12 protein-coding genes and 1 tRNA gene are annotated in these 18,454 nt (G+C 38.4%); 6 read left to right on the top strand and 7 right to left on the bottom strand.

The annotated features are described in order from the left end of the window. Positions 1-155 precede the first annotated feature (155 nt). From rpsA to aroA, 3 genes are all read right to left on the bottom strand, one after another. The gene (rpsA, locus tag ABID23_RS00245; RefSeq protein ID WP_354188151.1) at positions 156-1,856 is read right to left on the bottom strand and encodes a 30S ribosomal protein S1; all 1,701 of its coding nucleotides are present in this window, start codon (positions 1,854-1,856) and stop codon (positions 156-158) included. Between the two features lie 135 nt (positions 1,857-1,991). After that, on the bottom strand, positions 1,992-2,636 hold the full coding sequence (gene cmk / locus ABID23_RS00240) for a (d)CMP kinase (RefSeq protein ID WP_354188149.1): 645 nt from the start codon (positions 2,634-2,636) through the stop codon (positions 1,992-1,994). Further along, positions 2,633-3,961, bottom strand: coding sequence for a 3-phosphoshikimate 1-carboxyvinyltransferase (gene aroA / locus ABID23_RS00235; RefSeq protein ID WP_354188147.1), 1,329 nt, complete (start codon positions 3,959-3,961; stop codon positions 2,633-2,635). Before aroA ends, cmk begins: the two co-directional genes overlap by 4 nt. A gap of 184 nt (positions 3,962-4,145) precedes the next feature. Here aroA and ABID23_RS00230 point away from each other — a divergent pair, with 184 nt between their 5' ends. The 3 genes from ABID23_RS00230 to ilvD all read left to right on the top strand — a co-directional run bounded on the left by ABID23_RS00230 (position 4,146) and on the right by ilvD (position 7,469). Beyond that, positions 4,146-4,526: a TIGR02300 family protein gene (locus ABID23_RS00230; RefSeq protein WP_354188145.1), complete on the top strand. Its 381-nt coding sequence runs from the start codon at positions 4,146-4,148 to the stop codon at positions 4,524-4,526. Positions 4,527-4,650: 124 nt separating this feature from the next. Beyond that, positions 4,651-4,726: transfer RNA gene (locus ABID23_RS00225), tRNA-Ala, on the top strand. A gap of 904 nt (positions 4,727-5,630) precedes the next feature. Continuing rightward, positions 5,631-7,469, top strand: a complete 1,839-nt coding sequence (gene ilvD, locus ABID23_RS00220; RefSeq protein WP_354188143.1) for a dihydroxy-acid dehydratase — start codon at positions 5,631-5,633, stop codon at positions 7,467-7,469. Positions 7,470-8,099: 630 nt separating this feature from the next. On the opposite strand, the gene mutS is transcribed toward ilvD, so the two are convergent. Beyond that, the gene (mutS, locus tag ABID23_RS00215) at positions 8,100-10,835 is read right to left on the bottom strand and encodes a DNA mismatch repair protein MutS (protein ID WP_354188141.1); all 2,736 of its coding nucleotides are present in this window, start codon (positions 10,833-10,835) and stop codon (positions 8,100-8,102) included. Positions 10,836-11,043: 208 nt separating this feature from the next. Here mutS and ABID23_RS00210 point away from each other — a divergent pair, with 208 nt between their 5' ends. Beyond that, the gene (locus tag ABID23_RS00210; RefSeq protein WP_354188139.1) at positions 11,044-13,341 is read left to right on the top strand and encodes an NADP-dependent malic enzyme; all 2,298 of its coding nucleotides are present in this window, start codon (positions 11,044-11,046) and stop codon (positions 13,339-13,341) included. 53 nt (positions 13,342-13,394) lie between these two features. On the opposite strand, the gene secB is transcribed toward ABID23_RS00210, so the two are convergent. Both secB and ABID23_RS00200 read right to left on the bottom strand, forming a co-directional pair. Further along, positions 13,395-13,877 (bottom strand): protein-export chaperone SecB, encoded by a 483-nt coding sequence (gene secB, locus ABID23_RS00205; RefSeq protein ID WP_354188137.1) that lies wholly within the window; start codon positions 13,875-13,877, stop codon positions 13,395-13,397. A gap of 395 nt (positions 13,878-14,272) precedes the next feature. Continuing rightward, a complete protein-coding gene (locus tag ABID23_RS00200; RefSeq protein WP_354188135.1) occupies positions 14,273-14,779 on the bottom strand; it encodes an FxsA family protein in 507 nt (168 codons plus the stop codon). Positions 14,780-14,958: 179 nt separating this feature from the next. Between ABID23_RS00200 and ABID23_RS00195 the strand changes: the two genes are divergently transcribed. Both ABID23_RS00195 and ABID23_RS00190 read left to right on the top strand, forming a co-directional pair. Further along, positions 14,959-15,651, top strand: coding sequence for a Tim44/TimA family putative adaptor protein (locus tag ABID23_RS00195; protein WP_354188133.1), 693 nt, complete (start codon positions 14,959-14,961; stop codon positions 15,649-15,651). A 58-nt stretch (positions 15,652-15,709) separates the two neighbouring features. Continuing rightward, complete coding sequence (locus ABID23_RS00190; RefSeq protein ID WP_354188131.1) at positions 15,710-16,291, top strand: Smr/MutS family protein; 582 nt, start codon at positions 15,710-15,712, stop codon at positions 16,289-16,291. A 1,135-nt stretch (positions 16,292-17,426) separates the two neighbouring features. On the opposite strand, the gene ABID23_RS00185 is transcribed toward ABID23_RS00190, so the two are convergent. Continuing rightward, positions 17,427-18,428, bottom strand: coding sequence for an Hsp33 family molecular chaperone (locus ABID23_RS00185; protein WP_354188129.1), 1,002 nt, complete (start codon positions 18,426-18,428; stop codon positions 17,427-17,429). Positions 18,429-18,454 lie beyond the last annotated feature (26 nt).

Genomic DNA, 18,454 nt, shown 5'->3' with positions numbered 1-18,454 from the left:
GAGCGTTTCATGAGAAAAAATAAACCTTTTTTAAGTTTATTCGCAACTTTTTGGGGTATATAATTGAAAAAACAAAGAGAAAGTTGTTTTTAAAAATAAAAAAGTCGCCAAGTAAATCAGCGACTTTCATTTCGAATTATTTTAATTTTTAAGAATTAATCTTGTTCTTGCTTTTTCAAAGCCGCACCAAGAATATCGCCAAGAGAAGCACCTGAATCTGTAGATCCATATTGCGCAACAGCTTCTTTTTCTTCTGCAATTTCTAAAGCTTTAATAGACACGGAAATTTTACGTGTTTTCTTATCAAACGCAGTGATACGAACATCAACTCTTTGACCAATAGCAAAACGCTCAGGGCGTTGTTCATCACGATCACGTGCCAATTCAGCACGGCGAATGGTTGTTTCAAGGTTGTGGTCAATCAGTTTTACCTCAATGTCATTGTCATTAACGGCGATCACTTCACATGTTACGACAGCACCTTTGCGAAGTTCGCCAGCAGCAGCGGCTTCTCCAACTTTATCGCTAGAAAGCTGCTTAATGCCAAGAGAGATACGTTCTTTTTCAACGTCAACATCAAGAACAATAGCTTTAACGATATCACCTTTATTATAGGTGTCAATGACCTGTTCACCAGGACGATTCCAATCAAGGTCAGAGAGGTGAACCATGCCATCAACGTCACCTTCAAGACCAATAAAGAGGCCAAATTCTGTTTTGTTTTTAACCTCTCCTTCGATTTGCGAATTAACAGGAAATTTATTGGCAAAAGCGACCCATGGGTTTTCAAATGTTTGCTTTAAGCCAAGAGAAATACGGCGTTTAGAAGGATCAATCTCAAGAACAACGACTTCTACTTCTTGTGATGTAGACAAAATTTTCCCTGGGTGAACATTTTTCTTTGTCCAACTCATTTCAGAAATGTGAATGAGCCCTTCGATTCCTGGCTCAATTTCAACAAAACCACCATAATCAGTAATATTGGTCACAGATCCGGTAATTTTTTTACCAACTGGATATCTGGCACTGATGCTTTCCCAAGGGTCACTTTCAAGCTGTTTCATGCCAAGAGAAATACGGTGTGTATCTTGATTGATGCGAATAATTTGGACTTTAATTGTTTGCCCAATTGTAAGAACCTCAGAAGGGTGATTAACACTTCGCCAAGCCATATCTGTGACGTGTAAGAGGCCATCAATTCCACCAAGGTCGACAAAGGCACCGTAATCAGTAATATTCTTAACCACACCTTCAACGATTTGATTTTCTTCAAGATTTTGTACAATTTTCGAACGTTGCTCTGTACGACTTTCTTCTAAGACAGTACGACGTGAAACAACAATATTTCCACGACGGCGATCCATTTTTAAAATTTCAAAAGACTGTGGGTTGTGCATAAGAGGTGACACATCACGAATAGGGCGAATATCAACTTGGCTACGAGGTAAGAAAGCAACAGCACCGTCTAAATCGACCGTAAAACCTCCCTTGACTTGACTAAAGATAACCCCATCGACGTGCACGCCAGCATTGAATTTTTCTTCTAAGTGAATCCAGCTTTCTTCACGCCGTGCTTTTTCACGCGATAGAATAGCTTCACCCATCGCATTTTCAATGCGTTCAATGTAAACTTCAACTTCATCGCCAACTTGCAAGGAACCATCTTTTCCTTTAGCTCCAAATTCTTTGAGTGGAATACGTCCTTCGACTTTTAGTCCAGCATCAATAATGGCCATATCTTTTTCGATTGCGATGACACGACCTTTAACAACGGATCCTTCATTAAGATCATTTGTTTGAAAGGATTCCATGAGAAGGGCTTCGAAATCCGCTGTTGTGGGATTGTATTGTGACATAAGAACTCCTGATACATACCTTAATCCAAAGGTATAAGCGCTAGGTTAGTGTTAACACCGAGTAACTTCCTGCCTTTTTCCTTAATACAGGAAGAAAAATTAGCGCTAGGCCGGAAATCACCTTGACGACTTCATTCAATTATACACTCTATTTATAACTGGATCAATAAAAGTGCATGCAATTGCGAATGTTGCTTCTATACTCAATTCTGACGTATCAAGCAAGAGGGCGTTTGTTGCTGGTTTTAGTGGGCTTTGTTTGCGTGTCATATCGCGACTGTCACGTTGTTCAAGTTCAGAAAGGATTTCATGATAATCGGCTTGTAAGCCTCTTTTTAAAATTTCTTGATAGCGGCGTTTTGCGCGGATTTTAACATCAGCAATAATATAAAACTTAATATCTGCATCGGGACAAACAACAGTACCAATATCACGTCCATCAAGAACACTTCCAGGTGGGGTTTTAGCAAAGTCACGTTGTTTGGTCACAAGAATTTCACGCACATTGGGGCTGAGTGCTATTTTTGAAGCGGCTTCGCCAAGTTCATGAGAAGAAAGTAAAGCAGGGTTTAAAGCATTAAAATCAATCTCTTCAGCACAGGCGAGTGCACTTTTCTCATCATCGAGAGCGAATTTTTGTTGTAAAAGTGCATATGCAACACCACGATAAGTAAGACCAGTATCGAGATGATGAAAATGATAATGAGCAGCAATTTTACGTGCTAATGTCCCTTTCCCAGAGGCTGCTGGTCCATCAATAGCAATAACAAAGGGTTTCAATTGATTGTGCCTCCAAGTTGTTTTATGAAAGGGATAAATTCTGGAAAACTGGTAGCAATCATTTGTTTATCATCAATTGTAACAGGTTTTTCTGACGCTAGCCCAAAAATAAGAAAGCACATAGCAATTCGATGATCAAGATGTGTGGTGACGTTTCCACCCCCTAATCCTTTCCCAGAGCCATTTCCATGAACAATAAGGAAATCTTTGCCTTCTTCACACTCTACGTGATTTATTTTTAGACCTTCAGAAATTGCAGATAAGCGATCTGATTCTTTAACGCGCAATTCTTCAAGACCTAGCATAATTGTTTTTCCTTCAGCAAAGGCTGCCGCTACTGCTAAAGCAGGATATTCATCAATCATTGATGGGGTCCTTTCTTTGGGTACGGTGACAGCTTTGAGTGTTGATGATCGAACGCGCAGATCAGCAATTTCTTCTCCACCTGTTTTACGTTGGTTTACAAGTTCAATTTGAGCGCCCATTTCCCATAATGTTTCGATAAGTCCCATTCGAGAACGGTTAAAAAGAACATTTTCTATTGTGACATCAGAGTCTTCTACGAGAAGGGCCGCAACGAGCGGAAAGGCTGCAGAAGATGGATCTCCAGGGATATCAATAGACTGTCCGGTCAGGTGTGGCTGCCCACTCAGATGAATAAAACGCGCGCCTTCTTCGTCTGTTTCTATCTCAAGTTCAGCTCCAAACGCTTTTAACATTTTTTCGGTATGATCTCTTGTGGGGATTTGTTCAATAACAGTTGTGGTGCCAGCAGTATTTAGCCCAGCAAGCAGAAGTGCTGATTTTACTTGGGCAGAAGCTATTGGAGTGCGGTAGCAAATTGGGATAGCCATTTTGGGACCACAAAGCGTTAAAGGAAGAAAATTACCGTTGGTTGCTTCAATTTCAACACCCATTGACCGTAGAGGGTCGAGAATGCGCCCCATGGGGCGTTTGGAGAGAGAGGTATCACCGATAAAAGTTGTTTTCATATGATAAGCACCAACCAGTCCCATAACCAAGCGAGCACCTGTTCCAGAATTACCAAAATCTAAAGGATTCTGTGCCGCTAAAAGACAACCATTCCCAGTACCTCGTATGATCCAAAGGTCATTTTTCTTTTGAATACAGGCGCCCATAGCTTGCATAGCGGCAGCTGTCTTTAGAACGTCGTCACTTTCAAGTAGTCCGTGAATATATGTTTCACCACTTGCCAATCCTCCCAATATAAGAGAGCGATGAGAAATTGATTTATCTCCGGGGATTTTAATTGTTCCAGAAAGGCGAGTCGATTTATAGGCGGTTATTGGTATTGCTTTTTGCATAGAGTTTCTATTTAGTTTCACTTGTATTTAAATTAAGATCTCTTTAGCACATGCTTTGAAAGGCGTCATGAGGAAATCCATGTGGAATGATGCATTTATCTTTGACAAAGACCTTATTTTTTGATTAAGCACCATGAAATTTAGTTTTTAATGGAAGTGTAGTTAACTAAAAGAGGCACAGTTCATGGCAAAACAGGAACTTGGAACCAAACGTATTGATCCGGAAACAGGAAAGAAATTTTATGATTTGAATCGCGATCCTATTGTATCGCCTTATACAGGAATTTCTTATCCGCGTTCTTATTTTGAGGTTGCTGCCGCTGAAGCAAATAATGAAGAAGACGTTGATGCTGAAGAGCTTGATACAGCGCTTGAAAAGTCTACCTTCATGATTCTTGAAGAGGATGGTGACGATTCTAAAGATGATGATATTCCTGATTTAGAAGATAGCGATGTTGATCTTGGTGATGACGATGATGCGTTTTTGTCTCACGATGATGATGACGATGACGGTGATGTTTCCGATATTCTCGGAGGTGGTGTTTCTAACGATGATGATTCTTAAAAAAGAATTGAAAGGATATTCTTCTTTGCAGAATACAAATTCTTCTTGATCTTCGATTTTTATCGTTCTAGGAAAGATCTCTGAAATCGTTTACCATTTTTGGCGAGGCGTTTTTTCTTTATATGGGGCTATAGCTCAGCTGGGAGAGCGCTTGCATGGCATGCAAGAGGTCAGCGGTTCGATCCCGCTTAGCTCCACCAAAAAGGTGAAAGCATTTTTTTAAATTAAGATATTTGCTTCATAAAAGTTTATGTTCTTTGGAGGGATGATTTTGGGGGCTATTACCATAAAAGGGAGTGCTTCTTTGTCTTTTTCGTTTCATAGTGCATTTGTTTGCGATTATTTGCTGTGAATTTTTATTGGTTTATAACCCTTTATTTTACTGTAATTTAAGTAAAAAAGTATTTTGTTGCGTTCTTATAATACTCGTAACAGCTATGAAGAGTTTATCATTTATGATGTCATTTGTAGGGGAGACTGTTAATGAGAGTGACTCTGTTAAAACCAGAAGAATATTTTGAGATTATTAAAAGAAAAACAAATATTTTTTAATAAAGCCATTCAAAGTAGGTGATATTGTTTACATTGCCGATGCTATCGATTTGATTGTGCGATCTTGAAAAATATACATTTCAAGAAAAAGAGTGGATTATGAATGAAGTGATATCGTTTTTTAAGTAAGCTGGTAAACCTAATTTTTTTTATTTTAGTCGTGGTGTTATTTGCTTTTTACCAGTAAAGACAACTTACGATATAGCAAAGGAATAGGAAGAATATCTGCGTAGAGAGATATCATGGATAAAAGCTTCCTTTATAAGTGCATTATTTCTATTATCAGGTGAACATTTGTTCTCATATTTTCTAAATATCAAAGTTAAAAGAGTGCTGTTATTGGGGTTGTGCGTGTGATTCAAAGAATATTTCATGAGAAAAACTTTATAAGTCTATAAAGAGTAGATAGCGAGGCTTATAAAGTGGTTTTGAATTTACGTGATTTAAATATCTTAAGAGAGGTATTTTTTTTGTTTTAACGCATCAGCTCTTGTTTTTAGGTCTGGATTGCAGCACAACGAGAAAAGTGGAATTATTTGAGGGGAAACAATAATGCCTTCTTACCGTTCGAGAACATCGACTCATGGGCGCAATATGGCAGGAGCCCGTGGTCTTTGGCGTGCAACAGGGATGAAAGATACTGATTTTGGCAAACCCATTATTGCTATTGCAAATTCTTTTACACAATTTGTGCCAGGGCATGTCCATTTAAAAGATCTTGGCCAACTCGTGGCTCAAGAAATAGCTGCTGCTGGTGGTGTTGCGAAAGAATTTAACACAATTGCTGTAGATGATGGAATCGCGATGGGGCATGATGGAATGCTTTATTCTTTACCCTCACGTGAAATTATTGCTGATTCTGTTGAATATATGGTCAATGCCCATTGTGCTGATGCCCTTGTCTGCATTTCCAATTGTGACAAAATCACGCCTGGTATGTTAATGGCTGCTTTACGCTTGAATATTCCAACAATTTTTGTTTCAGGCGGTCCTATGGAAGCTGGTAAAATTAAATGGAAAAATCAAAGTCTTACAGTTGATTTAGTTGATGCAATGGTTGCGGCAGCTTCAGAAGATAATTCGGAAGAAGAAGTTGCTAAAATGGAGCGCGCTGCTTGTCCGACATGTGGTTCTTGTTCAGGCATGTTTACTGCTAATTCTATGAATTGTTTAACCGAGGCATTGGGGCTTTCTCTGCCTGGAAATGGGTCAGTATTAGCAACGCATGCAGATCGCCGAATGCTTTTTGAAGAAGCAGGACGACAGATTGTGACCTTGGTCAAGCGTTATTATGAAAAAGATGATGAGACAGTTTTGCCGCGTTCTATTGCTTCGCGCAAGGCTTTTGAAAATGCAATGACTGTGGATATTGCTATGGGAGGATCAACCAATACTGTTTTGCACCTTTTAGCGGCAGCACAAGAAGGTGAGGTGGATTTTACCATGACGGATATTGACCATCTTTCACGCCGTATTCCTGTTTTGTGTAAGGTGGCACCTTCTGTGGCTAATGTCCACATGGAAGATGTCCATCGTGCTGGTGGGATTATGGGGCTTTTAGGAGAATTGGATGCAGCCGGACTCATCGATACATCGACTTATACCGTTCATGCAAAAACGATGAAAGAAGCTCTTGGCCACTGGGATGTAAAACGAACACATGAGACAACAGTTCATGAATTTTATCGTGCTGCTCCAGGAGGAGTTCCAACACAGACAGCTTTTAGTCAATCTTGTCGCTATGAAACCCTTGATCTTGACCGTCAAAAAGGTGTGATCCGTGATAGCGGACATGCTTATTCGCAAGATGGAGGGCTCGCTGTTCTTTATGGAAATCTTGCAAAAGATGGCTGTATTGTAAAAACAGCAGGTGTTGATCAATCAATTTTAACTTTTAAAGGTCCAGCAAGAATTTTTGAAAGCCAAGATTCAGCGGTTTCAGCGATTTTAACCGATAAAATTAAGTCAGGTGATATTGTTTTGATCCGTTATGAAGGGCCTCGTGGTGGACCTGGAATGCAAGAAATGCTCTATCCAACAAGCTATCTTAAATCTAAAGGATTGGGGAAGGCTTGTGCACTTATAACGGATGGTCGTTTTTCAGGGGGAACTTCAGGACTCTCGATAGGACATATTTCTCCAGAAGCGGCTGAAGGAGGAGAAATTGCTCTAGTGGAAGAGGGGGATACCATAGAAATAGATATTCCTAACCGTACCATTCAGATATTAGTTAATGATGCTGAGATGATACAACGTCGCACCAAAATGGAAGCAAAAGGAAAAACAGCTTGGCAACCCGTTGAGGAGCGTAAGAGAAAAGTTTCTAAGGCTCTTAGAGCGTATGCAGCGATGACAACGTCTGCTGCAAAAGGTGCGATCCGTAGTATTTAATTTCAGTAAAAAGCCCAGTTTGCAGAAGATGAAATATCTAGAAATTTTGTGAGCATTTTTTATCATACTCCAAGTGGAATATTTTACGGCTAAGGAATGTTTTAAACTGAAGTGAGTAAATTTTGGAAAAATGCAAGAGCGGTATAGAATGATTGTTGGATATTGCCAATTTTTTCTTTTGAAGAATAAGATAGGCTTTTCTTGATATTGATAGAACAATTTTGGTTACATAATTCCTAGTTTATGAATTTTTTTAAACCACTATAAAATACTTTATCGGTCATCTTGAGCTTTTGTCTGTTATTCCTCCATCGTACAAAATAAGAATAATGCTTTGATAACGATTAGTTTGATGGGAGCGATATGTTTGTTAAGTGAAGACAAGAGTCTAATGTCTTGTGTGAGATAAATTGAAGATTGTTTGAAGCTTAGAAGAAAATATTATTATGTAATTTTTAGTGATTTTATCAATGACGTAAATGGTCGATATATCGGTCTTCTGACTTGTATCAAGGTTTCGTGATTTGTGCGACTACACACTTTTAATTGGTATGAACATCAAATGTATTAAGAACTGATCTTCATACCAAGAATATCATTTTTATTTTAATTTGCTTCTTGATAAGGGCTTTATTTTTTTTCCAGTTGTTTAAGATGATAAAGTGCTTCCAATGCTTGCTTAGGGGAGAGTTCATCAGGATTGATATTTTCTAATGCTTCATAAAGGGCGTAATGTTTTTGTGTTTCTTCTTCTATAGGAGACTTTTCTTTAAGGGAAAAAAGCGGTAAATCATCGATCAGCTTATGTCCTTTTCCAGCCATTTCACTCTGTTCTAATTGCTTTAAAACATTTGTAGCGCGTGTGATAACCGCCTCGGGAAGTCCAGCAAGTTTTGCAACTTGTACTCCGTAGGATTGGTCAGCAGTTCCTGGGGTAACCTCGTGCAGAAAAACAACATCACCATTCCAGTTTTTAACCTTCATGGTTACATTATGAAGGCGGTCAAGTTTTTCTGTCAGTGCTGTCATTTCATGAAAATGGGTGGCAAGAATAGCACGACAGTGGTTAACTTCATGAAGATACTCAACGGCTGCCCAAGCAATTGAAAGTCCATCAAAAGTTGATGTTCCTCGTCCAATTTCGTCAAGAATAACAAGGGAGTGGCTACTGGCGTGATTTAGAATCGTTGCTGTTTCGACCATTTCCATCATAAAGGTTGAGCGCCCGCGCGCAAGATCATCAGAAGCCCCCACACGGCTAAATAAGCGGTCAACAACACCAATATGGGCTGCAGTTGCTGGAACGAAGGAACCCATTTGTGCCATAATTGCAATAAGAGCATTTTGCCGTAAAAAAGTTGATTTCCCTCCCATATTGGGACCCGTCAAAAGCCAAATTGCTGCATATTGATCATTGTCTTGTGCGGAGAGATTGCAGTTATTGGCAACAAAGGGTTCTGCTGTTTGTTTGCGTAGCGCTTGTTCTACAACGGGATGGCGTCCTGCGGTGATATGAAAGGTGAGTGATTGATCAATTTTAGGACGACAATATCCTTGTTCTTCAGCAAGATGTGCTAATGCAACGGATACATCTAAAATAGCAAGTGCTTCAGCAGCTTGACGGATGAAGTCAGCTTGTTTGGTAATTTCATGAACAAGAGTATCAAAAATTTCCAATTCAAGTGTTAATGCATGGTTGGCAGCATGGGCAATACGGCTTTCAAGATCAGCAAGTTCTGTTGTGGTAAAACGCATGGCATTTGCCATTGTTTGGCGGTGAATAAAACGTGCTTTGGCTTGCGGGCTATCCGTGAGTGCAGATGCTTGTACGTTGGTGACTTCAATGAAGTAACCTAGAATATTGTTATGCTTGATTTTAAGAGTCTTAATATCGGTTTCTTGAGCATATTGTGCTTGAAGCTCAGCAATGACACGGCGAGATTCATCACGTAAAGCACGCATTTCATCGAGTTCTTTATGATATTGAGGGCGAATAAAACCACCATCACGCTTAAGAAGAGGGAGATCATCTGCCAATGCTTGCTCTAAATGACAATGTAAAGCAGTAGGCAAATGTGAAAAAATCTGTTGTACATCACTTATTTCTTGAGGGAGCAATTCATTGCTTAGAAGTTGGTTAACTTCACGAATAATTTCAAAGCCACGCTGGATTGCGGCCATATCACGGGGACCGCCCCGTCCAAGAGCTAAGCGTGAAGCTGCACGGGGCATATCGGGGCCACCTTTTAAAGAGAGTTTTATCGCTTCTGCAAGGGACGTATTTTGTAGAAAAAAGGCAACTGAATCCAGACGCTGCTCAATAGCAGAAGGTGTCGTGAGAGGAGCAATGAGACGATCAACGAGAAGACGTGATCCTCCTCCCGTTACAGTCCGATCAATAGCTTTTAGTAAGCTTCCATCACGTTGTCCTGATGTGGTCCGAACAAGTTCAAGACTCAGTCTAGTGGCAGCATCAATAAAAAGAGTAGCGCTTTCATTTTGGCGTTCAGGGTGCATGAGAGGTGGACGATGCGTGATTTGTGTTTTTTCGATATAACGAATGGCAGCGGCGATTGCGGAGAGTTCAGAGCGTGAATAATCAGCAACACCTTCAAGGGTTGAGAGTTTAAAATAATTACAAATATCGCGTTCGGCGGTAATTACATCAAAAAGGCTTGCAAGTTGAGGAGAAACAATGCGATCGAGAACATTAAAAAGCGATTTGTGTGCTTTATCATGAAAAAAAGAGTCAGCAACAATAATTTCTTGTGGGTCTACACGCATAATGTCTGCTAAAAGTTTTTCATGGCGGCTTTCTGTAACACGAAATATGCCTGTTGAGATATCAATCCAAGAAAGAGCAAAATCTTCTCCATCATTGGTTTTGATACGAGCAAGTGTCATCAGATAATTGGCACGTGTTGGATCAAGAAGTTTTTCCTCTGTTATTGTCCCAGGTGTTACAAGGCGGACGACATCGCGCTGAACGACCGATTTTGATCCGCGTTTTTTCGCTTCTGCGGGATCTTCCATTTGTTCACAAACGGCAACGCGATAACCGCAGGCAATGAGTTTTTGTAAATAATCATCAGCAGCATGGATGGGGACCCCACACATGGGAATATCTTCACCCAAATGTTTGCCGCGTGTGGTGAGTGTAATTCCTAAAGCTTGAGCGGCTTCAACTGCATCATTAAAAAATAACTCATAAAAATCACCCATTCGGTAAAAGAGAAGGGAATCGCTATTCACGGCTTTGATTTCTATATATTGCTCCATCATAGGTGTGAGGCGTTGTTGATGGGGAGCAGATGAGGGAGTAGGCTGTGAGATTAAATTATTTTTATCGTTTCTTTTTTTATCCATATTACGCGCCACTTTCCTCCAAGTGAGTTTTTTACACCCTTATTTATTTACTTCAGTATGCTATTTTCACTATCGTCTGAATTGAAACGCATGATCATGTCTGTTAAAGCAATCATAGCGATTTCTAGCATGTGAATCAAATTTTACAATCAGATATTACACCTATGATTGAGCAAAATTTATACTCTTTTTGGAAAGATTAAGAGAAATGAAAAAAAGTGAGCAGGATCAGAAAACGCTCCAAAGCATTTATAGCGCTAACGAGCGAGAAGCCCTTGATTTTCATAGTCGTGGTCGGCCAGGAAAGCTTGAGATTATTGCAACAAAGTCGATGGCAACGCAGCATGATTTAGCACTTGCTTATTCACCAGGTGTCGCTGTTCCTGTTAAAGCAATTGCTCAAAATCCCGCGTTTGCCTATGACTATACAGCAAAGGGTAATCTTGTTGCTGTTATATCAAATGGAACAGCAATATTAGGTTTAGGTAATTTAGGTGCACTTGCATCTAAACCAGTGATGGAAGGCAAAGCTGTGCTTTTTAAACGCTTTGCGGATATTGATTCAATTGATATTGAAATTGATACAAATGATACAGAAAATTTTATCAATGTTGTGCGTCATTTGGAGCCTTCTTTTGGCGGGATTAATCTTGAAGATATTAAAGCACCAGAATGTTTTATTATTGAGAGTCGCTTACGCGAGATTATGAACATTCCCATTTTTCATGATGACCAACATGGTACAGCAATCATTGTTGCTGCTGGTGTGCTTAATGCCTTATATTTAACGGGGCGCGATATGCAAAATACGCGGCTAGTTTGTAATGGTGCTGGCTCTGCCGGAATTGCTTGTATTGAATTGATTAAGGCGATGGGCTTTCGACCTGAGAATATCATATTATGTGATACGAAGGGTGTTGTCTATGAAGGCCGTGAAGAAGGGATGAATCAGTGGAAATCTGCTCATGCTGTTCAAACCGATAAACGCACTCTTGCTGAAGCAATGGAAGGTGCTGACATGTTTTTCGGGGTTTCTGCTAAAGGTGCTATTACTCCTAAAATGGTCAAGTCAATGGCATCCAAACCCATTATTTTTGCTATGGCCAATCCTGATCCAGAAATTACGCCGGAAGAGATTATGCAAGTGCGTGATGATGCCATTGTGGCAACAGGTCGTTCAGACTATCCAAATCAGATTAATAATGTTCTTTGCTTTCCTTATATTTTTCGTGGTGCGCTTGATGTTCGTGCGACAGTTATTAATGAAGATATGAAAATTGCTGCTGCGAGGGCTCTTGCTAAATTAGCGCATGAGGACGTACCTGACAGTGTTGCGGAGGCCTATCGTGGAAAGCGATTGAAATTCGGGCCGAATTATATCATTCCCGTTCCTTTTGACCCGCGTTTGTTTACTGTTGTTTCCAGAGCGGTGGCAAAAGCAGCAATGGATAGCGGTGTTGCCCAGAAAAACATTGAGGATTTAGATGCTTACGAGTGTGATTTGAATGCACGACGTGATCCTATTGCTTCTATGATGCGTGGTATTTATAATCATGTTCGTCAATTGCCAAAACAGATTGTCTTTGCAGAAGGTGAAGAAGAGCCGGTTATGCGGGCAGCTGTGTCCTATGTTCATCAAAAGTTAGGACAAGCGATTTTGATTGGTCGTGAAGAGCAAGTGAGAGAGACTGCTGCTGCTTCTGGCATTGATCTTGAGCGTGAAGGTATTTCTATTGCGAATGCTAAGCTTTCCTGTCGCACAGATGCTTATGCCAATTATCTTTACAAAAAGATGCAGCGTCAAGGTTGGCTATTACGCGATTGTCATCGTCGTATCAATAATGATCGCAATTATTTTGCTGCTTGTATGGTCGCATTAGGGGATGCTGATGCAATGGTTACAGGGGTAACACGCAATTATGAAACAGCCTTGGTTGATATACGTCGAGTCATTGATGAAAAACCAAAAGAACGTTTGATTGGTATCTCAATGGCTATTTGCCGCGGGCGAACTGTATTTATTGCAGATACAGCAATTTACGAGAAGCCAAATGCTAAAGAACTGGCTGACATAGCAGAACAAACAGCTTCTTTTGTTCGTGGGCTAGGATATCAACCAAGAGTAGCGTTTGTAGCATTTTCTACCTTTGGCTACATGAAAGGACAGGTAACACAGAATATTCAGGATGCTGTGAATATTTTGCATGAACGTGGGGTTAACTTTGAGTTTGATGGAGAAATGAGTGCTGATGTAGCGCTCAATTGGAAGTTGATGCAACAATATCCCTTTATGGGGTTAACAGAACCAGCAAATATTTTGGTAATGCCTGGATATCATGCTTCTTCCATTGCTAGCAAAATGTTACAAGAACTTGGTGAAGCAACCATTATTGGGCCTATTCTGATTGGATTGGAACAATCTGTCCAAATTGTGCCGTTTAGTGGAAGTGATACAGATGTTGTCAATATCGCGATGCTGGCTGCTTACCATGTGACAAAATTATGAAAAATAAAGGCCTTGGATGTTTCAAGGCCTTTTTGATTATAAGGAACCAATTTTTAAGATGGTTGCGTCTGACTTTGATTGTCTTTCTGTTCTTCAGCAAGGCGCTTTTGAAACAATGCTGCGAAGTCAATTGGATCAATCCACAAAGGTGGAAAACCACCATTTTGGGTGGCGTCAGATATGATTTGCCGAGCAAATGGAAACAAAAGACGAGGACATTCGATAAAAACAAGAGGCATAACATGCTCTTGTGGAATATTTTGAATATGAAAAACACCACCGTAAATTAGTTCTACATGAAACAACGTTTCAGTGTCATCATTCGCTTTTACAGAAAGAGATAAAACAACATCATAATTATCATCACCAGCGGGATTAGCATTAACATTAATGTTGATATCAATCTGCGGTGCCTTTTCACGTGGACGTAGCGAATGAGGGGCATTGGGATTCTCAAATGAGAAATCTTTTAAATATTGAGTCAATACAGCAAAAACGGGTTCTCCCCCACTGTTGTTTATTTCACCTTCGGCCATAATACAAACCTTTTCATTATAACAATATGTATATTTTTATTTTAGATCTAAAAATCAAGCTGGTTATCACGCCTTGCAAAAGGTTGCAAGAAATGCTCCCTTCGTCTTAATTGTTTTTTAAGTCCGTGACAGATTTTTGGCTGTCGTTTTCCAATAGTTTTTATACGAAGTGGGAAGAGGTAGGACTCGTGATGAATATGTGGTAACCCATTGTTTTTTTATAAATTTCTATCATTAATGCGCATTTTGTTCTATTTGATTTTGATACTTAAAATTGTAAAAGAGAGTAAAAAATGAAAATTTCATGGTAAAGATGAGGGAAGATTTTGAGAGGTCTAAGACCCTTTGAAAAAAATAAACTGATACAAAGCCTAATGATAAGCTACATTGGCATTTTAATGACTATCATCATTTTTACGCCATGGAGATTCTGCACTATTATGAACTTCGTAATCTTCTGCTTTAAGGTCAATAATTTTTTCAGAATTATTTTGAGTATTGGTTTGATTTTTATTACGGATATTTATTTTATTTCTCAATGATGAGAATAAGGACCATACAATAGAGCGGATTGGTTTTATAAGGAGCAATATTCCTAAAGTATCGCTTACAAATCCAGGAAGAATAAGTAAAACTGCACTAAAAATGATAAAGGCATTATTGGTAATATCATTTTCTAATACGCGTCCTTGGATAAATTCCTGTTGTATATTTTTTAAAAGACTTACCCCTTGAATTCGTAACAAAATGCTCCCAGCTATTGTTGTAAGAACAGTTAAACTTAAGGTTGCTAGAATGCCAATTTCTTCTCCAACAAAAATAAAACCAGCAATTTCGATCAAGAGAGCGCTAAGGAAAAGCACGATAAACAAACGGGGTTTTATAAAATAAGACTTTATCACATGGAAACTCCCTTCTTAAAATTTAGAATAGAAAATGATATAAGCTCTCTTTTTTAATAAATGAATGAAGGTTACAAAAACTTAAATGCGGGACTCCCCATTTTACATATTTATTGATAAATGATATTGACCGCAATGTTTATTATAAATCATCTTAAATGTGGAGATTGACACCACCCATGGAATTTGACGTTATATTGATCATAGCTCTTGTTATTATGGTTATCGTTTTTGTGCAACTCCGTAATATATTAGGAAAACGGATTGGTTTTGAAAAGCCTCCTTTTGACCCTTATTCGCGTTGTTCTAAAAAACAGGCTGAATCAGAAACGACTGATAATGTTGTTTCGCGCTCTCATCAAGGGAATTCGCAAAAGAGCGATTTTAGTGAAATCAATGCAATTTCACCAGAAGGAACTGCATTAAATGAAGGTTTGCGGGCGATTTACAAAATTGATTCTCATTTTTCTCCTCAACTTTTTATAAAAGGTGCTCAAGTTGCTTATGAAATGATTGTAACTGCTTTTGCTAAAGGTGATCGAGATCAACTTAAAAACTTACTTTCTCAGGATGTTTTTAAAAGCTTTTGTTCTGCCATTGAGGAACGCGAAAGAAACAATGAAAAGGTGCATTTTACCTTTGTTGGTATCAATAAGATTGAGTTTGTATCTGCGAAAATCCAAGATAAAGATGAATTTGTAACTATACGGGTTATCAGCGAAATGATTTCTGCAACTTATAATGAGCAAGGAGAGCGTATAGATGGTGATCCTGATGCTATTGTAGAAATTAGAGATGTTTGGACTTTTGTTCGCAATAGCCTGTCATCGGATCCCAATTGGAAGCTTTTCGCAACAGAAGATGAGAATTAAGATCTTTTATCACTGATAAGGTCATATAAATAAACTGTACAAGAGATTGAAAATTGAAATGTCTAGGGGTGAATGGAGACAAAAAAGGGGAGTATTAACTTCAGAAGATCGTCTTTTATGGGAGATGGTATGCCGCACAGCAATACCGCTTCATAATAAACCCCATTCTTCTGTTGCAGAAGATGCTTATAATAGAAAACAGTGCGTAACCCCCATTTTTTCATCATCTCAAGGAAAGCAACAGCGGCAGACCGTGGTAAAAAAAGAAAAGAAGACGGTTGCACAAACCCAAAAGATCTATTTCTTTGATCGTGTTGCCCATCGTAAAATTGCTAAAGGACATTATCCTATTGAAGCTCGTCTTGATCTTCACGGTTTTATTCAGGAAGAAGCTTATTTTTTCTTAAAAAAATTTTTACAATCATCTCAGAAAAGTGGGTTTCGTTATGTACTTGTCATTACAGGAAAGGGGCGCTCACCGGGGAGTGATGGTGCTTTGTGTAAATTTGTTCCTCTTTGGTTATCAACACCCGATTTTCGATATTATGTTCACACCTTTGAACAAGCGGCTCGCCAGCATGGTGGTAGCGGTGCACTTTATATTGGGTTACGTCGTTTTATCCCAGAGGAAGAGCTTTAACTTTTTTTAAGATACTTTTAGATTAAGGTTCATTTGGTCATTTATCATATTTTGTGAGCTGTTTTTTCTTGGAAGTGATGTAAGGATACAAAATTTTATTATGATGTTAGCACGGTTATTTCTAATGTTTAAAGGGAATGATTTTACTTCTGGTGTTTTATAAAAGGATCAGTATTATCGCTAAAAAATATTTATGGAATAAATAACCTTGAGAAAGAGTATCCAAGGCATCTTGAGAGTTTGACAAGTTTTAATTTTTCTCAACAATAAATGTTTTTTCTTAGTTTTATCTTCGATAATTGGTGGGAATATAGCCACATGTCTTGATTAGTATATACTATAAACAATTGCATCGTTGATAAAAGTTTAAATTTTTACCTTCATTCTTTCTCAAGAGTATATACGATAATGAAAATTTATTATTCTTAAGTCTATAAAACGATAGATTAAACCCTTCGTTTGGATTCAATATAAAAAATACAATTACCATTAAAAGCCAATATATCAACAAGATAAAAAAGGTTTTCTAATAATGCGTTAACTGTAAAAATAACCTTCGAGATATATGAAAGTAAAAGAGAAAAATCTTCAGAAAAGGCAAAATACGTTTTTAAAATTTAAGTTGTTTTATAAATAGTACACGAATGATTGCATATTCATGCGCTTGTTTTAAAGAGGCATCTTCCTGAGCTTATTTCATAGTATTGCCTGTGAATCCTATAACATAAAAGTCATTGAATACGCTCTTTTTACATTTATGAAGGCACAAGCAAGTCATCATCATTATGTTTGTTAGCACATAGAAAGTTTCAAGAGAGCGTGTATTGAGGTGATTCATAAGAGGTACCGCTGTTCTTTTTTAAAATGATTTTATTTACACGCTAATCCCACTTTTGACGTGAAAATGAAGTGCTCTATTCAAGTTCATATAAACGGGTTTAGAATGAGAGAATTGTATGATAGCTGAGGTTCTAACTCAATATGAAAACCATGAATTATCATTACAAATCAATGTAGTGCTAAGACAAGAAAAAGCAGCTAAATCTAAAAGAATAAGATACATAAAATAGTTTAAAAATTGATGCTCAATTTTTAATGGAGCCATAAAAACACACTTGGTTTTGAGAAGTGTTTTCTATGTTTTATTTTCAGAAAACTCTTGTGGTTGAAAATGATAAGTTGTGGAGCAAAATTCACACGTAACTGAGATATATTCATTTTTTACCATTTGATTCCGTTCCTCAGCAGGGAAGCCTTCCAATATTCCTTTAATTTTTTCACGCGAACAAGAACATTGATCCATAAGAGAAAAAGGATTAAAAACCCTAACGCCATGTTCATGAAAAAGACGGTATAATAACCGCTTATTACCAACTTGAGGATCGGTTAATTCGGCACTTTCAATGGTCGCCATGAGTGCTTTTGTTTCTTGCCATTGATTTTCAAGTTGTGTACGGGTTTTTACTGTTTCTTGTTTTTGGTTTATCTTATCTATGGTGTGATGGGATGATATGTTAGGTAAGAGTTGAGTCAAGATACCGCCTGCTCGCCATTTTTTTTGTGCTTTTCCTTGTTTGTCTCGGTTGATCAATATAGCGACTGCCAAACGGATATCGGTAGGAATTTGCTCTGATTGATCAAAATAGATACGAGCAGCTTCTCGTAAATTTGCCCCATCTAATTCAACTATTCCTTGATAGGGTTGTGTATGGGGGCCTTGAGAGATGGTAAAAGCTAAAGTACCTTTTCCCAAGAGTGCACCCGAAGATATTTGATCATTGGTTATTGCTTTTTCTAATTGTTCTTTATCAAAACGAACATAACCACGCAGGCTGGAAGGAGGGGAAAAATCACATACCAACATATTAACCGGTCCATTGGAATGGGTTTGTAAAATAAATTTTCCCTTAAGTTTTAAGGAAGTTCCAAGTAGAACAGTCAAAACTAAAGCTTCTGCTAAAAGATAAGAAATCGGTTCAGGATATTGGTGTCTTGTGAGAATAGAATCTAACGTTTCTCCAAGTTGTGTAGCGCGTCCACGGATATCAAGTTCTTCAACTTGAAAAGGAATGACAGTATCATCTTCACTCGAGTAGGTTTCATTGAAAGAGGCTTCATTTGTGGCTTTTTGGTTCATATCTTTGCCTTTTATATCATTTCTTT

The sequence above is a fragment of the Bartonella silvatica genome, from assembly GCF_040545155.1.
Lineage (GTDB): Bacteria > Pseudomonadota > Alphaproteobacteria > Rhizobiales > Rhizobiaceae > Bartonella > Bartonella silvatica.
This window is presented reverse-complemented; position numbering and strand designations above follow the sequence as displayed.

What these genes read in the sequence shown, in the direction of transcription:
- rpsA (WP_354188151.1), bottom strand. Translation starts at nt 1,856, where the DNA reads ATGTCACAATACAATCCCACAACAGCGGATTTCGAAGCCCTTCTCATG.
- aroA (WP_354188147.1), bottom strand. Translation starts at nt 3,961, where the DNA reads ATGCAAAAAGCAATACCAATAACCGCCTATAAATCGACTCGCCTTTCT.
- ABID23_RS00230 (WP_354188145.1), top strand. Translation starts at nt 4,146, where the DNA reads ATGGCAAAACAGGAACTTGGAACCAAACGTATTGATCCGGAAACAGGA.
- ilvD (WP_354188143.1), top strand. Translation starts at nt 5,631, where the DNA reads ATGCCTTCTTACCGTTCGAGAACATCGACTCATGGGCGCAATATGGCA.
- mutS (WP_354188141.1), bottom strand. Translation starts at nt 10,835, where the DNA reads ATGGATAAAAAAAGAAACGATAAAAATAATTTAATCTCACAGCCTACT.
- ABID23_RS00210 (WP_354188139.1), top strand. Translation starts at nt 11,044, where the DNA reads ATGAAAAAAAGTGAGCAGGATCAGAAAACGCTCCAAAGCATTTATAGC.
- secB (WP_354188137.1), bottom strand. Translation starts at nt 13,877, where the DNA reads ATGGCCGAAGGTGAAATAAACAACAGTGGGGGAGAACCCGTTTTTGCT.
- ABID23_RS00195 (WP_354188133.1), top strand. Translation starts at nt 14,959, where the DNA reads ATGGAATTTGACGTTATATTGATCATAGCTCTTGTTATTATGGTTATC.
- ABID23_RS00190 (WP_354188131.1), top strand. Translation starts at nt 15,710, where the DNA reads ATGTCTAGGGGTGAATGGAGACAAAAAAGGGGAGTATTAACTTCAGAA.
- ABID23_RS00185 (WP_354188129.1), bottom strand. Translation starts at nt 18,428, where the DNA reads ATGAACCAAAAAGCCACAAATGAAGCCTCTTTCAATGAAACCTACTCG.